At 60.3% G+C, this 15,332-nt stretch carries 13 protein-coding genes; 10 read left to right on the forward strand and 3 right to left on the reverse strand.

Annotated features, from left to right (window positions below; translation table 11 throughout):
* On the reverse strand, positions 1–946 hold a 946-nt coding region (locus HPY65_09445; protein NPU84698.1), incomplete at its 3' end, for a cache domain-containing protein.
* A gap of 361 nt (positions 947–1,307) precedes the next feature.
* On the opposite strand from HPY65_09445, the gene HPY65_09450 reads away from it, so the two are divergent.
* The 10 genes from HPY65_09450 to HPY65_09495 all read left to right on the forward strand — a co-directional run bounded on the left by HPY65_09450 (position 1,308) and on the right by HPY65_09495 (position 13,460).
* Entirely contained in the window at positions 1,308–2,678 is a 1,371-nt protein-coding gene (locus tag HPY65_09450; protein ID NPU84699.1) for a sigma-54-dependent Fis family transcriptional regulator, read from the forward strand.
* A 123-nt stretch (positions 2,679–2,801) separates the two neighbouring features.
* Positions 2,802–3,281, forward strand: a complete 480-nt coding sequence (locus tag HPY65_09455) for a chemotaxis protein CheD (GenBank protein NPU84700.1) — start codon at positions 2,802–2,804, stop codon at positions 3,279–3,281.
* Complete coding sequence (locus tag HPY65_09460; GenBank protein ID NPU84701.1) at positions 3,281–4,126, forward strand: HDOD domain-containing protein; 846 nt, start codon at positions 3,281–3,283, stop codon at positions 4,124–4,126. Before HPY65_09455 ends, HPY65_09460 begins: the two co-directional genes overlap by 1 nt.
* Before the next feature lie 27 nt (positions 4,127–4,153).
* The gene (locus HPY65_09465) at positions 4,154–4,609 is read left to right on the forward strand and encodes a hypothetical protein (protein NPU84702.1); all 456 of its coding nucleotides are present in this window, start codon (positions 4,154–4,156) and stop codon (positions 4,607–4,609) included.
* A 26-nt stretch (positions 4,610–4,635) separates the two neighbouring features.
* Positions 4,636–5,010 carry a chemotaxis protein CheY gene (locus HPY65_09470; protein ID NPU84703.1) on the forward strand — a complete coding sequence of 125 codons (375 nt, stop codon included), beginning with the start codon at positions 4,636–4,638 and terminating at the stop codon, positions 5,008–5,010.
* Positions 5,011–5,042: 32 nt separating this feature from the next.
* Positions 5,043–5,516 carry a chemotaxis protein CheX gene (locus HPY65_09475; protein NPU84704.1) on the forward strand — a complete coding sequence of 158 codons (474 nt, stop codon included), beginning with the start codon at positions 5,043–5,045 and terminating at the stop codon, positions 5,514–5,516.
* Between the two features lie 245 nt (positions 5,517–5,761).
* Complete coding sequence (locus HPY65_09480; GenBank protein NPU84705.1) at positions 5,762–8,263, forward strand: PAS domain S-box protein; 2,502 nt, start codon at positions 5,762–5,764, stop codon at positions 8,261–8,263.
* A 31-nt stretch (positions 8,264–8,294) separates the two neighbouring features.
* A complete protein-coding gene (locus HPY65_09485) occupies positions 8,295–9,173 on the forward strand; it encodes an HDOD domain-containing protein (GenBank protein NPU84706.1) in 879 nt (292 codons plus the stop codon).
* A 4-nt stretch (positions 9,174–9,177) separates the two neighbouring features.
* Complete coding sequence (locus tag HPY65_09490) at positions 9,178–10,107, forward strand: MBL fold metallo-hydrolase (GenBank protein NPU84707.1); 930 nt, start codon at positions 9,178–9,180, stop codon at positions 10,105–10,107.
* Between the two features lie 98 nt (positions 10,108–10,205).
* Positions 10,206–13,460, forward strand: a complete 3,255-nt coding sequence (locus tag HPY65_09495) for a PAS domain S-box protein (protein NPU84708.1) — start codon at positions 10,206–10,208, stop codon at positions 13,458–13,460.
* A 100-nt stretch (positions 13,461–13,560) separates the two neighbouring features.
* Here HPY65_09495 and HPY65_09500 read toward each other — a convergent pair whose 3' ends face one another.
* Positions 13,561–14,454 carry an OmpA family protein gene (locus HPY65_09500; protein NPU84709.1) on the reverse strand — a complete coding sequence of 298 codons (894 nt, stop codon included), beginning with the start codon at positions 14,452–14,454 and terminating at the stop codon, positions 13,561–13,563.
* 20 nt (positions 14,455–14,474) lie between these two features.
* The gene (gene motA, locus HPY65_09505) at positions 14,475–15,332 is read right to left on the reverse strand and encodes a flagellar motor stator protein MotA (GenBank protein ID NPU84710.1); all 858 of its coding nucleotides are present in this window, start codon (positions 15,330–15,332) and stop codon (positions 14,475–14,477) included.

Below are 15,332 nucleotides of genomic sequence, written 5' to 3' on the forward strand. Positions count from 1 at the left end.
CGGACCTGGTGATGGGACGGCTGATGCCGCGGGCGAAAAAGAGAACGCCGACCACGGTCAGGGCCAGGAATGCCACGGCGATGATCAGGATGAAGTTCCGGATCATGTGGGCAGGAGCGAGAAATTCATCCTGATTCTGGGTGAAGCCGACGGCCCAGCCGGTGAGCTCGACGGGGGCGAAGCCGGCGATCTTGGGGACGCCCTGGAACACATAACGTTCCGATCCGCTTTCATGCGCCAGCATTCGCTTCATAATGCTTTCCATCCCCGCCTGTTTGTTCAGCTCCAGCTCCAGGATGAATTCCTTCTTCGGGTGAGCGACGACGAGCCCCTTTTTGTCGACCACGAAGGGATAGCCCGTTTTGCCGACCTTGACGGCGACGATCTTCTCAATGAGGAAGTCGATCTTCAACACGGTTGCGACCATTCCCCGGAACTCGCCGTTGCTTCCCAGGATGGGAGCGGCGACGACCGCGACGGGAGCGCCCGACTTCTTGGACTTGATGACGGTTCCGACATTCACCTTCCCGGCCTTCGCCGTGGTGAAGTAATCCCGGTCGCTGACGTTGAGGCCTACGTAACCGCCCCCGATTCCGTCCGCGCGTCCGACACCGGAGGCGTCGCTGACGAAAATACCTTCATAGTCGTTGCCGATCCTTTTCATCATCGTTGTCAGGCGCTGAGTCGCACCATCCGTCTTGCCGGAGGAAGCCTCTACAATGGCCGGATCCGCTGCGAGGCCCGCGATGAGTTTCATTTCCTCCGCGAGGGCCATGCCAATGAGGCCGCTCACGTTTTTTGCGACGATCTCGGCCTGGTTTTCGGCGATGTCGGACAGTGCCTCAGACGATTTCCAGGCACTGAAGATGCCGACGACGAGCAGCGGAATCAAAACGATCAGGATTCCACCGGTCATCAACTTCACATTCAGGGACATTTTCTTCATGGTTCCTTCTCCTCCTTACGACGTCTGGACCTTTGCAGGTTCGTTATGGGAATTATGTGTTCGGGCTGTTCAAAGCAATTTTGAGGCCATTTTTATCCCCTTTCTTTCGGTACGGCTGCCGGATGCCGCTCCATCCTCAGAATCGTGAGCAGCCTGCTGCGGCAGATGCCGATTCTGAAATGCGGAGCCGCAGGCTCTGCAGCCATGCCTGATAAATTTATGGATCGATCGAAAGACGATACTCGGGAGCGAGCGCCGGGGCGGGTGAAAAGATAATGATTACGGTCTTACAAAATGCTTGACAATTCCTGTCATGAAATTGACAATCCGTCAAACCCTTGGAGTCGGAGGAAGAAACCCCATGGCGAAACGCTGCCGGATCCTGATTGCCGAAGACGATGACATGAGCCGCCAGAATCTGAAGGAACTTCTGGAGGAGAGCGGTTATGAAACCGTCGCCTTCCCGGACGGCAAGGAGGCCATGGACGCCTACGTTACGGACCGATTCGACCTGATCCTGACGGATCTGCGGATGCCCCATGTCGACGGCCTGGAGCTTCTTTCCTTTGTAAAGGAAATCAACCCGGATGCGCTGGTCATCCTGATCACCGGCTACGGAACGGTGAACACGGCGGTGGACGCCATGAAAATGGGCGCCTTCGACTACATCACCAAGCCCATCCGGGAAGACCGCCTCAAGATCTCCGTCAACCGGGCGCTGTCTTTTCATAAATTAAAGGAAGAGAACGTGGTGCTGCGGGATCACCTGAAGGAGCGGTTCGATCTGGGCAAGCTGATCGGATACAGCGAGACCATGAAAAAGGTCTTCGAGAAGATCCAGAAGGTGTCTACAACGGACAGCACCATCCTTATTCATGGAGAAAGCGGAACGGGGAAGGAGCTGGCCGCCCGGGCGATCCATTTCAACAGCGACCGCAAGGAGGCGCCGCTGGTACCCGTCAATTGCGGAGCCATTCCCGAGGACCTCCTGGAGAGTGAATTGTTCGGTCATGAGAAGGGGGCCTTCACGGGAGCCATCCGGACGCGCATCGGGCGGTTTGAACTGGCCCAGGGAGGCACGATCTTCCTGGATGAAATCGGCGACATGAGCCAGGCGTTGCAGGTCAAGGTGCTCCGGGTGATCCAGGAAAGGCAGTACGAGCGAATCGGCGGCGTCAGGACATTCAACGCGGACGTGCGGATCATCGCCGCCACGAATCAGGACCTGGAAAAGGCCGTTGCTGAAAAGCGTTTCCGGGAAGACCTCTTTTACCGCATCAACGTGATTCCGATCTACCTGCCTCCTCTCCGGGAGCGCGGCCTGGACGTGGCCATCCTGGCGAACTCCTTTCTCAAGAAGTTCAGCAAGCAGAACAAGAAGACGGTAACCCGGTTTTCTTCCGAAGCGATTCAGGCCCTCCTCGACTACCCTTGGCCGGGAAATGTCCGGGAGCTGGAAAACCTGGTCGAAATGCTCGTGGTCATGAAGGATTCCGGGGATATCCTGGTGGATGATCTCCCGGAGAAGATCGCCGCCCGCAGAGGTCGAATCGAGCAGGTCTACTCCGTCGACTTTCCGGACGAGGGCGTCAATTTTAACGACATGGTGATCCAGTTCGAGAAGGATCTTCTTCTGAAAGCCCTCGAAAAATCGGGGGGAGTCAAAAATCGGGCAGCCAAGCTCCTGAATCTCAACCGGACGACGCTTGTCGAGAAACTGAAACGATTATAAGCTGTTCCCTCTCATAGTCCGGAAACGGACACCCACCTGCCACCAGGCGCCGGGACCCTGTTGAAGATGGTCTCGATCTTGCATTCACGCATCCTGAAATGATTCCTCGCTCAGGATGACAAAGTGGATATCGTCGTTGGCATTTCCGATGTAAAATGCAGCAACAAGAATGGGGACGTCCTCGTGACCTATGCGTTGGGCTCCTGCATCGCCGTGGCCGTGCATGATCCCGTGGCCGGCGTCGGGGGGCTGCTTCATTTCATGCTTCCCGATTCCACCCTCGACCAGACGAAAGCCAGCCAGGCGCCGGCCATGTTCGCCGATACGGGAATCCCTCTTCTGTTCAAGTCCTGTTATCAGTTGGGGGCCGATAAACGCAGAATGACGGTAAAGGTGGCCGGTGGAGCGAGCATTCTGAACGACACGGATTACTTCCGGATCGGGAAGAAGAACATCACGGCCATGAGGAAGATTTTCTGGCGGAACAACGTCCTCATCAGTGCGGAAGATACGGGACTCAACTTCAACCGGACGGTTCGACTCAATGTGGCGGACGGAAAGTGCCTCGTCAAGGTGTCGAACGGAACCCTGAAGGATCTATAATGGTCGAGAAAATTCTGCAATCCATCCGCAAGCTCCCCGCCTTTCCGGCCTCCGTGCACAAGGTTTCGGAACTGCTGAGGGATGACGACTATTCGACCCAGGAAGTAGTGAAGGTCATTCAGTACGATCAGGCCATTACCGCCAACATCATGAAGATGAGCAATTCGGCTTACTTCGGATCCAGGCAAAAGATCCGGACCATTCACGAGGCGGTCGTTTTCCTGGGACGGAGGCACCTCCAGTCAGCCGTGGTCACTGCCGGCGCATCGCGCTTCTTCCAGGCGTCCAAGGGCGGCTACGTGGAGAAGGGAAAGGCGTTGTGGGAACACTCCGTCGCCGTGGCCGTGATGTCCCAGATCCTCTCCCGGCATCTTCGCCAGCGTGAGGATCAGGTACTCTATACGGCGGCCCTGATGCACGACATCGGAAAGCTGATCCTGGGCGAGTTTGTGCACGACGGCTATGAGAAAATCCAGGACCTGATGGAGCGGAGAAGCTGTTCTTTCCTGGAAGCGGAAGAGGAGATCCTGGGGATCAACCATGCGGAACTGGGGGGACGAATCGCCGATCAATGGAACTTTCCCCCGGCGATCCGGGACGGGATCGCATTCCACCACCGTCCGGACCTCCTCGAGGACGAGGATTCCATTGCCGGCCTGATCTATCTTTCCGATCAGTTCTGTCTGATGGCGGGCATCGACGGAGGCATTGACGGCCTTGCCCATCGGGGCATCGGTTCGGTCATGAAGCAGTTTCAGCTCCGGGAAGTGGATCTGGAGCGGAATCTGATCGTGCTCCTCGATGAGCTCGACAAGGCCGCGGACGTTCTGCAACTGGTTCATTGAACGACTGATTTCCGGAAGGGGAATACCATGAAGGAACGATACGGAGAAATTGAGCAGCAACTGATCAAGGCCATCTTCGATGTCTTTGAAAAAATGTACTACCTGTACCTGGAGCCGCTGAACGGGGAGGAGGTCACCCATGAGTGGCAGGCCTCGATTGGATTCAAGGGGATCCTGAACGGACGGTTCGAGGCCCTCTTCAGCGAAGAAATCGCTACGGCGATGGTGGAGAACAGCCTGGTTCTGGACGGGGAAGAGGTGACGGACGCCCTGCGGGATGACTGCCTCAAGGAGTGTGTCAACATGATCTGCGGGAGCTTTCTCCGGCTGGTGGATTCCGACCGCATTGCGCATCTCTCGCTGCCGTCCTGCAGCAAAACCAAGACGGCGCTTCCGCCGGGAACGGGGGAGGAAGCCGGCAAGATCCTTCTCCGGTTCGAGGTCGACGGGATGCCGGTTGCATTCAGGGCAGAGATTGAATGAGGAATTGATAGAAAGGGGCATCTTATATGGATAAAGGATTGAAGCTTCTGATTGTCGATGATTTTGCCACCATGAGAAAGGTGATTCGCAACATCCTCAAGCAGCTCGGGTACGAGAACATTGTCGAAGCGGAAGACGGATCGATCGCACTCCGAGTGCTCAAGTCCCAGAAGATCGATCTGATCATCAGCGACTGGAACATGCCCAACATGACCGGCCTGGAACTCCTCAAGGCCGTCCGTGCCGACGAAGAGCTCAAGGCCACGCCATTTCTCATGGTCACGGCCGAGGCCCTGCAGGAAAACGTCGTCGCGGCCGTCAAGGCGGGAGTGAGCAATTACATCGTGAAACCGTTCACGGCGGAAGCAATGAACGAAAAGCTTCAGAAAATCCTGGGATAAAAAGTATACAATCCCCGGGCAGGGAGAGACTTATGGACGTTCGCTTTATCAATGCATTTCTGGCCGGCACCACGGATGTTCTCAAGATGATGGCTTTCGTAGATCCCAGGCCGGGGAAGGCCTTTCTGAAAAAGGACAATGCGGCCAAAGGGGATGTCTCCGGCGTCATCGGCCTCACCGGCGCGGCCCGTGGTTCGCTGGCCCTCACGTTCAGCGAGTCCTGCATCCTGAAGGTGGTTTCGAACATGCTGGGGGAGGAACAGACCTCCATCAACGGCGACGTCAAGGACGCCGTGGGGGAACTGACCAACATGGTCTCGGGTTCCGCCCGCAAGAAGCTGGAGTCGGAGGGCCTGAGCGTCACGGCGGCCATTCCCACGGTTGTGTCGGGCGGCGGGCATTCCATCCGGCATGTTCTCGGCGGTCCATCCATCATCATCCCCTTCGAGACGGACGACGGTCCCTTTTTTGTCGACGTTTGTCTGATCCTCGCCAACGGGTCCTGAAGCGGGTTCCCTCATGGACGGCTCCAGACCGGCGAAAGAGATGAAACGTTCACCGGCGGTGGGCATGCAAAACCAGCGGAACGGCATTGTCCGTGAACACCCGGAGCGTTCACGATCCCCACGACCAGTGACCATATCCGGCCCGGCACATACGATCGGGAAAAGGCCCTTCAGCGGGAAAGGGCCGGAAAGCGGGACATCTCCAGCCGGGGCACGACCGTAATTCAAGTGTCGGAGGATCCGTCATGACGAGACGGAAAACGCCCCTGCAGTTTCAGTCCTTTTTCCAACAACCCCGCGTGTCCGGTGAGGACGCTGTCCATCGTCCGGCCCTCCTCCTCCATCATCTGACGAACAGCGTCCTTGCGTTGTCCCTGCTTTCCCTCCTGATCGTCATTCCCTTTTTCTACGTCCGGAAAGAAATCGGCGCCGCATGTGCCGTTGCGGTCGTCATCGTCACCCTTGTCTGCCGGTATCTCCTGCATGGGGAATCCGTCCGCGGGAGCGCCGCCCTTTTCCTGTCTTTTCTCTGGATCGTGTTCTTTCTGGCCATTGTCTCCGGAAAAGGCCTTGGAGACGCGAATATCGCGATCATCATCGCCCTGATTGTAATGTCGGGACTGCTCCTGGGGCAGCGCATCGCCCTGGGGACGGCGGCCGTTTCGATCGTGGCCTTCCTGGGCCTGGCGCTGCTGGAAGGAAGCCATGTCCTGCCTCTGAACTTTTTCCCCCAGCCTCCGCTGGCGAAGTGGAGCCAGTACGCTCTGGCAATCGTGATCATCGTGCTCATGCTGAACCATGCCCTCAGAGCCCTGGATCGATCCCTCCAGTCGGCCCGACGGCAGAGTCAGGACCGCCAGGCGGCACTCGATTCGCTGCGGGAGAGCCAGGAGCTGCTCAGCCGCATCGTAAATGCCATTCCCGATATCGTGATCCGGATCAATATGGAGGGTGTGATCGAGTATGTGAACGACCATGCGCTGAAAGTCAGCGGTTACAGGCGGGAGGAGATGACCGGGGCGGACATGATGGCCTTCATCGTCTCCGAGGACCGCGACCGGGCCTTCCTGAACATGGTCCGGATGCAGGATGGCCCGCTGGGTGCCATCGAATACAAGTTCATCCTGAAGAGCGGGGAGCGGCTTTCCGCGGAGGTCAACGGCGATGTCCTGCGCCGTGGGGACGGTTCTCCCTATGGCGCTGTGTTTGCCTGCCGGGACGTCACGGACCGGAGGACGGAAGAGGAGCAGCGCCGCATCGCGATGAACAATTCCCAGTCGGGAATCTTCATTGCCTCGGGAGGACTTCTCCGCTACATAAACCCCAAGGCTATCTTCCTTTCCGGATACACGGAGGAAGAACTCCTGGGCACTCCGAGCATGCGTTACGTTCATCTGGAGGACCGGGAGATGGCAGGCCAGCACGCCCGGGACATGCTGGCGGGAAAGCGGACCACTCCTTATGAATACCGGATCCTGACGAAAACGGGCGGCGTCCGGTGGCTCATGGGAACGTTCACTCCGGCAATGTACCAGGGACAGCGGGCCGTTCTCGGTGAAATGATGGACGTCACGGAATTGCGGGAGGCCCGTGAGGAGCTCGAGAGAATGCAGGACCAGCTTCTCCAGGCAAAGAAGCTGGAATCGCTGGGGACGCTGGCCGGCGGTATCGCGCATGACTTCAACAATCTGCTCATGGGAATTCAGGGCTATGCTTCGCTGATGCTGCTGGATACAGGGGAGAGCCACCCGCATTACGAAAAGCTGAAGGCGATCGAATCGCAGGTGCGGAGCGGGTCGGACCTGACCCGCCAGCTTCTGGGCTTTGCCCGGGGGGGGCGGTACGAGGTGAAGCCGACGGACCTGAATTCCCTGCTAGGGAAAACAGCGCATCTGTTCAGCCGGACCAGGAAGGAAATTCGCCTGTTCGAGAGGTATGCCGAAAAACCGTGGACGGTCGAGGTGGATCGGGGACAGCTGGAGCAGGTGTTTCTGAACCTGTTCGTGAATGCGTGGCAGGCGATGCCGGGGGGCGGCGATCTTCATGTGGAGACGGCCAACGTCATGCTGGACGAAGATGACGCCCGGGCGGACCTGGCTGACGCAGGTCCGTATGTGAAGGTATCGATTACGGATACCGGCGTGGGGATGGACGACCGGACACGGCTCAGGATTTTCGATCCGTTTTTCACGACGAAGGAAATGGGCCGGGGAACGGGTCTGGGACTGGCGTCCGTTTACGGGATCGTCAAGGGTCACGGAGGGTTTATCCGGGTTTCGAGTGCACCCGGCCGGGGGACGACGTTCGTGATTTACCTTCCCGCCTCGGGCAAGGCGCTGGCGGTGGAGCCGTTCACCTGGGACGGCGGAATGAGCAGGGGACACGAGACGATCCTGGTAGTGGACGATGAGGACATGATCCGGGAGGTGACGAAAGAGATGCTGGAAGGCCTGGGGTACCGGGTCCTGACGGCCGGGGACGGCGGGGAGGCCGTTTCCCTGTTCCGCTCCGAAAGGAAAGGAGTCGACGTGGTGATCCTGGACATGATCATGCCCGGCATAGGGGGAGGAGAGGTATATGACGCTCTCCGGGCGCTGGACCCGGGGGTGCGCGTGATTCTCTCGAGCGGATACAGCCTCGACGGGCAAGCGCGGGCCATCATGGAGCGCGGCATTCGCGACTTTCTCCAGAAGCCCTTTCGTATTGAGGATCTCTCCCGAAAGATCCGCAGCGTCCTGGCGGAATGAACGACCATGAAGAGAGGCAACCGGGGGCCGGATGAATGATCGCCTGAAGCAGGTTGAAGCCTATATCGGCCGCATGCCGAGCCTGTCCACGACGGTTGCAAAGGTCCTGGATATCTGCAACCGTCCGGACACCTCTCCCAACGACCTGAACAGGGTGATCGCGCTCGATCCGGTTCTGACAGGCAGGGTCCTCCATCTGATCAACTCCGCCTACTATTCCCTGCCCGACGAAGTGACCTCCCTCACGCGGGCCATCATCGTGCTGGGCGTAAACACCGTGAAGAACCTGGCCCTCAGCACGGCGATCCTGGAGGCTCTGAGCGGCGGAGGGAACAGCCGGGCGCTGTCCATGGACGAGTTCTGGACCCATTCCATCGGGGTGGGAGTCATTGCCAAATCCCTGGCGGCCATGAAGGGCGTCCCCGCGATCCGGAGGGAGGAATATTTTGTGGCAGGCCTTCTCCATGACCTGGGGAAGATTCCCCTGAACGTCGTTTTCCCGGAAGATTATCGCCGGGTGGTTGCGCTGCTGGAGGAGGGGACGGCCGGGTCCAGCTCCGCGGCGGAAGAACAGATCCTGGGGCTGGATCACGCCCGGATCGGCGCCCTGATCGCCGACAAGTGGAAGCAGACGGAGGCCATGCGGGAGGTGATGCGATGCCATCACACCCCCTCGGCGGCGAAAGAAGAATGGGGACCCATCGTGACGATCGTCGGCCTGGCGGATGACTGCCATCATCTTTTCCGGAAGGTGCGCGTCGAGGATGGTTTTCCCTCCGGCGATCCCCGCCTTGCCCGTCTGTGGGAAGAGGCTGGGATGGATGCACCGTCGGTCGCGGCGCTCCGGGATGCCGTTTCGGAAGAGATTGAAAGGGCGAAGATATTCCTGTCGATCGCGGGGAAAGGGTAATGCGATGAAGATCCGCTTCTGGGGGGTCCGGGGATCCATTCCCTGTCCGGGGCCCGCCACCGTAAAATACGGGGGGAATACGCCCTGCATCGAACTCCGGCTTGAAGACTCCCGGCGGACCGTCATCATCGACGCCGGCTCGGGCATCCGGGATCTGGGCAACCTCATGATGGTCCGCGATCTTCCGGAGGGGCCGATACGGGCGGACCTTTTCCTGACCCATACCCACTGGGACCATATCATGGGGTTTCCCTTCTTTACTCCCGTCTATGTTCCCGGGACAAAACTCAACATCTACGGACCGGCTACGTACGAGGAAGAAACCATGCGGGATGTGATGGGCGGGCAGATGGCCTACCGGTATTTCCCGGTGCGCTGGACGGATCTCGCCGCTGACATCCGCTACTTCGACCTGAAGGAAGAGCGCATCGACCTGGGGGGGGGGCTCCTGGTTTCGTCCATCTACCTCAATCACCCGGTCCTGAGCCTCGGGTACCGCTTCGAACGGGCCGGCGCGGTTCTCTGTACCGTCTTCGACACGGAACCGTTCCGGAACATCTTTTCCACGGATCCGCTGGATTCGTCTTACAGCGAGGAAATGGCCGCGGAAGGAGAGGCGGTCGCGAAGGAGCAAAACGAACGTCTGGAAGCGTTCTTTCACGGCGCCGACTTCCTGATTCATGACGCACAGTATACCGGGGAGGAATACAGTCAGGGCAAGACTGGCTGGGGGCACTCGCCGATGGAGCACGCCATTCAGACAGCCGGGCGGGCAGGCGTCAAAAGGCTGGCGCTCTTCCATCACGACCCGATGCGGACCGACGCAGAACTGGACGCGCTCGCCGTGACGCTCTGCACTCCCGGGACGGCTGAATCCCCGGAGGTTGTATTCGCCCGGGAGGGGATGGAGATCGATATCGGGCGGTGCGCGTGATCTGAATCCGGAAACCCGTTGCTCTCGACGCCTGGCTCCCGGAGCGGCAGGATCCGCGAAGACGGACGGGCGGCGGGGCGGGAAAGGAGGTCCGTTGGATGGTGAGGGATGCTTTCTTGACGTTCCGGTCCTGGTTCCGTCCCCCCGTTTTTCCGGATGACGAATTCAAGACCGGCGCAGCCAGGGTGCTCGCCACCATGCTGGCGTTGATGTCCGCGCTGGCACTGTTCTCTCTCTTTGTCGCCGTTCCCTTCATTTACGGTAAAAAGCTGGCCAGCGCCGCAACCAGCCTGTTTGCCCTGCTCGTCGTCCTGGGTGGCTACCTGCTGATGCATCGCGGGAGCATCCGTGCGGCCGGTGCGTTCGTGATCGCCGGGCTCTGGATCCACTTTCTCGTGGTCGTCATCCTGGGCAGCGGCATGAAAGACACGAACCTGGTCCAGTTCGTCGTCCTGCCGGCCGTGGCGGGACTGATCCTCGGCTGGCGGGCGGCCATCTGGACGATCGCGCTGGCCATCCTGACCGGCCTCACGCTCGCCGTGCTGGAGATTCGGGGATTCCTGCCGCTGTACTTTTTCCCCCAGCCGCCCCTGGCCCGGTGGGTCACGATCGCCTTCGGCATCGTCCTCCTGGCTGCGACGCTCAGACAATCATTCCGGACGCAGGAGGATCTGCTGCAGTCCGCCCGTGCGCAGCTCCGGGAGCGCATGAAGGTCGAGGAGGCGCTGCGGCGGAGGACGGAGCAGGTGTCCGCCGTCACTTCCAGCCTGCCCGGTTTGGTCTATCAGTTCTATGCCCGCCCGAACGGCGAGATGGGGCTTAATTATCTCAGCGACCGGGCCGCGGAGCTTTTTGGCATATCCAGGGACGCGGCGACCTTCTTCGATGATTTTTCATCCAGGTTGCACGCCGATGATTACGGGCGGTTCATGAATTCGATCGCAGAGTCGATCGCGGCCTTCCGCCGATGGGATTTCGAGGGCCGATTCGTGAAAGAATCGGGCGACCTGATCTGGTTCCGGGGCCTTTCCGTACCGACACGACGCGGGGATGAAACCGTCTTCAATGGAATCCTCCTGGACGTGACGGACCGCAGGCGGGCCGAGGAGGCGCTCCGGGAGAGCGAAAACCGGTTCCGGGTTCTCGCCGATGCGGCCCGGGAGGGCATTCTCATCCACAAGGACGGCGTCATTTTCGATGCCAATGAATCGGCCTTTTCGATGTTCGGATACGAACCCCGGGAGGCGATCGGAAAAAGCGTTCTGGATTTTCTGGCCCCCGAATCGGTTCCGGCGGCTCTCGCAAAACTTGCCGAGGCCGACGCACCGGAACTCTACCTGGAGGCCGTGGGTTTGCGGAAAGACGGGACGGTCTTCCCCATGGAAATTTTCGGGAGACCCATCACCTACCGGAACATCCGGGGCCGGGTCCTGGCGATCCGCGATCTCTCGGCCCGCAGGGCGGCGGAAGAGGCCCTGCGGCGGACCGAGCAGCGATACAGCACGATCCTGGAGGAGATCGAGGAAGGATACGTTGAGTTCGACGACAGCGGCCGCGTTACTTTCTGCAACGAGTCCTTCCGTCGGGCCATGGGCTATGAAGCCGACGAGATTATCGGTTCCAGCTACAAACGCTTCACGGCGGACGAAGACGTGCGCAGGGACATCGCTCGGGCCTACGGCGAGATGTTCCGCACGGGGGCGCCCCTCCGGATGTACGAACTGGACCTGCTCACCCGGACGGGAGAGCGGCGAACCGTCGAGCACTCCGCGTCACTCATACGGGATGCGGAAGGCCGTCCCACGGGGTTCCGGGGAGTCTTCCGCGACATCACGGAGCGGATTCGTGCGGAGGAGCAGTACCGGGTCATGGCGAACAACTCCCAGGCGGGGGAGTTTATTGCGATCGAGGGGAAGTTCCGGTTCGTGAACCGGCACGTCCTTCAGTACGGGGGATACACGGAGCCGGAGATGATCGGGGTGCCGACGATGCAGTTCGTGCATCCGGAGGACCGGGAGATGGTTCGGGAGAAGGCGAGGCAGATGCTCAAGGGGGCGGCGGTCTCACCGTACGAATACCGGATCGTCAAGAAGAGCGGGGAGTCCCGCTGGCTCCTCGAGTCGGTCACCCGGATCACCTATGAGGGCCGTCCGGCGGTTCTGGGGAACAACATGGACGTGACGGAGATCCGGGAGGCGCGGGAGAAGCTGGAGCACATGCAGGAGCAGCTGTTGCAGGCGCAGAAGCTGGAGTCCCTGGGGACGCTGGCGGGAGGGATTGCACACGACTTCAACAATCTGCTGATGGGGATCCAGGGATACGCGTCGCTGATGATGCTGGACCTGAAGGAGGGTCATCCGCACCTTGAGAAGCTGAAGGCGATCGAGTCGCAGATACGGAGCGGGGCGGAGCTGACGCGCCAGCTGCTGGGTCTTGCCCGCGGGGGGCGGTATGAGGTGAAGCCGACGGACCTGAACGAGCTGGTGGGGAAGACGGCGCGGATGTTCGGCCGGACGAAGAAGGAGATCCGGATCGACGAGCGGTATGAGGGCGGCCTGTGGAGCGTGGAGGCGGACGGGGGCCAGCTGGAGCAGGTGTTTCTGAACTTGTTTGTGAATGCGTGGCAGGCGATGCCGGGCGGGGGGGACCTGAGCCTGACGACGTCGAACGTGGAGCTGGACGAATCGTTTTGCCGGATCTACGGGATCAAGCCGGGGTCCTACGTAAAGGTGACGGTATCGGACACGGGTGTGGGGATGGACGAGCGGACGCGCCAGCGGATCTTCGATCCGTTTTTCACGACGAAGGAGATGGGTCGGGGGACGGGTCTGGGCCTGGCGTCGGCGTACGGGATTTTGAAGGGCCACGGGGGGATCATCACGGTGTCGAGCGAGAAGGGCCGGGGGACGACGTTCGAGATCTATCTTCCCGCGTCGGGGGAGGCGGTTGTCCGGGAGGAGCCGTCTGTGTCGGGGATCGAGCCGGGTCGGGGGGTGGTTCTGGTGGTGGACGACGAGCCGATGGTCCGGGAGGTGACGCGGGAGATGCTTTCGGGACTGGGCTATACGGTGCTGACGGCGGCGAGCGGTGCGGAGGCGCTGGAGGTATACGGATCGCGGGGGACGGAGATCGACGTTGTGGTTCTGGACATGATCATGCCGGGGATGGGCGGTGGCGAGGTGAACCGGGAGCTTCAGATGCGGAATCCGTCGGTTCGTGTTCTTCTGTCGAGCGGGTACAGCCTGGACGGGGAGGCGTCGGAGATCCTGGAGAAGGGGGTCCGGGGCTTTCTGCAGAAGCCGTTCCGCCTGGAGGAGCTGTCCCTGAAGATCCGCGAGGCCATGGAATCCTGAACGGGAAAACCCGGGAACGAGGCGCTCGGACCGGGCATGCCGTCCGGGCATGTGGGTCCCTTGCCGGCGAGGCGCAGACGGGGGGATGCGGGCGCTGTTTTCAGCGGGGAGGAGGCGCGGCGCCGCTTTGGGCCGGACCTTGCGAAGGAGCCCCCGTGCTTGTCTGTGCTCCCGTTCCAACTTCGGTAGCCGCCGGGATCGGCACCGTCGCCCCGGGAGGGATGGGCGCCGCCGTTGCCGAAGAAGCGGAGGTTCCGTCTTTCTGCTGAAGAACGATCACGCTGATGCGGCGGTTCCGGGGGTCCTTGGGATTCTCCTTGATATAGAGTTCCTGGTCCGCGTAGCCGACGACCCGCGCGATCTTGCCGGGATCGACACCGTCATTCTCCATTTCCCGGCGGGCGGCCGACGCCCGGGCCGTGGAAAGCTCCCAGTTGGTGGTCTGGGATCCCCGGAAGGGCGCCGCGTCCGTATGCCCCTCCACGGCGATCCGGTTCGGCAGGTCGCGAATGTTCTCCGCAACGAGACCCAGAATCGTCTTCGCCTTGTCCGTCAGTTCCGAGCTGCCGCTCTGGAACATCGTGCTGCCTTCCAGGTCGATGATCTGGATCCGGACCCCTCCCTCCAGAATGTCCACCTGCACCTGGTCCTTCAGGTTTCCCAGCTTCTCGTCGACGGCTTTCTTGAGTTTGGCCGCCAGGTCCTGAGGCCCCAGGCGAATGGCCTGGTTGGTAAGGGTCAGAACCGCGGCGTTCTTGTCCATGAAGGAGCGGCCGCCGGCGGACTGCTCCTTGAATATGTTGAAATTCTTGAAGTACTCGGAGACAGCGATCTTTTTGTCCGGGGAAACCATGGAGATCAGCCACAGCAGAAGAAAGAACGCCATCATGGCCGTGACGAAGTCGGCGTAGGCGACTTTCCAGGAGCCGCCGTGATGCTCGCCGTGCTTCTTTTTCTTGATCCTTCGGATGACGATAGGGGTGCGTTCTTCCATCCCGGTCCCTTCTGCCGTGGTCAGCGTTTCGCTTTCCGCAGGGCCGCCTCGACTTCGAGGAAGCTCGGCTTGTCGTGGGAGGGGATGACCCTCCGGCCGAATTCAATCGCTACTTTCGGTGCCGCCCCGCCGATGAAGGCGATCAGCGCGGCCTTGTAGACCTGAAGGTACTGGATCTCTTCCGTGGCGGTGTGTTCCATGTTTCGTCCCATGGGTCCCACGAAGCCGTAACATAGAAGGACGCCGAGAAAGGTTCCCACCAGGGCCGCCCCGATGCTGTGCCCGAGGACCTCCGGCGGGGAGCCGATCTTCCCCATGGTCAGGACAACGCCCAGGACGGCGGCGACGATCCCGAGTCCGGGCAGGCCGTCGGCCACGAACGTCACGGTCTTGGAAGGGTTGATCATCTCTTCGAAATGACCTTCGATTTCCGTGTCGATGAGGGCTTCCAGTTCATGGGGGGCGATGGTCGTGGTCATGACCATCCGCAATGTGTCAGTGACCAGGCCGATGGCGCGCGGATTCTTTAGTATTTTCGGGTACTTGTTAAACAGGGAACTCTTCTCCGGCTGATCCACGTCCGATTCGACGGAGACCAGACCCTCCTGGCGGATCTTGTAAAAGAGGCCGTTGAGAAGCATCAGAGCCTCCAGGTAATCTACCGTTCCCCGGGCTTTGGCCGTGAAAAGACCGAGGAAGGAGCCGATGATGCTTTTCAGCATCTTCATCGGCGTTGCGATGATCAGAGCGCCGACGGCCGCTCCACCGATGATGACGAGTTCGGCGGGCTGGAAGAGAACCGAGAGGTTCCCGTGCTCCATGAGGTAGCCGCCGATGACGGCGACCGTAACGATGACGCACCCGATAATGACAATCAT

The organism is Syntrophaceae bacterium (assembly GCA_013177825.1).
In the GTDB taxonomy this organism is placed as follows: domain Bacteria; phylum Desulfobacterota; class Syntrophia; order Syntrophales; family PHBD01; genus PHBD01.

What these genes read in the sequence shown, in the direction of transcription:
- HPY65_09450 (NPU84699.1), top strand. Translation starts at nt 1,308, where the DNA reads ATGGCGAAACGCTGCCGGATCCTGATTGCCGAAGACGATGACATGAGC.
- HPY65_09460 (NPU84701.1), top strand. Translation starts at nt 3,281, where the DNA reads ATGGTCGAGAAAATTCTGCAATCCATCCGCAAGCTCCCCGCCTTTCCG.
- HPY65_09465 (NPU84702.1), top strand. Translation starts at nt 4,154, where the DNA reads ATGAAGGAACGATACGGAGAAATTGAGCAGCAACTGATCAAGGCCATC.
- HPY65_09470 (NPU84703.1), top strand. Translation starts at nt 4,636, where the DNA reads ATGGATAAAGGATTGAAGCTTCTGATTGTCGATGATTTTGCCACCATG.
- HPY65_09475 (NPU84704.1), top strand. Translation starts at nt 5,043, where the DNA reads ATGGACGTTCGCTTTATCAATGCATTTCTGGCCGGCACCACGGATGTT.
- HPY65_09480 (NPU84705.1), top strand. Translation starts at nt 5,762, where the DNA reads ATGACGAGACGGAAAACGCCCCTGCAGTTTCAGTCCTTTTTCCAACAA.
- HPY65_09485 (NPU84706.1), top strand. Translation starts at nt 8,295, where the DNA reads ATGAATGATCGCCTGAAGCAGGTTGAAGCCTATATCGGCCGCATGCCG.
- HPY65_09490 (NPU84707.1), top strand. Translation starts at nt 9,178, where the DNA reads ATGAAGATCCGCTTCTGGGGGGTCCGGGGATCCATTCCCTGTCCGGGG.
- HPY65_09495 (NPU84708.1), top strand. Translation starts at nt 10,206, where the DNA reads ATGGTGAGGGATGCTTTCTTGACGTTCCGGTCCTGGTTCCGTCCCCCC.
- HPY65_09500 (NPU84709.1), bottom strand. Translation starts at nt 14,454, where the DNA reads ATGGAAGAACGCACCCCTATCGTCATCCGAAGGATCAAGAAAAAGAAG.
- motA (NPU84710.1), bottom strand. Translation starts at nt 15,332, where the DNA reads ATGATTGTCATTATCGGGTGCGTCATCGTTACGGTCGCCGTCATCGGC.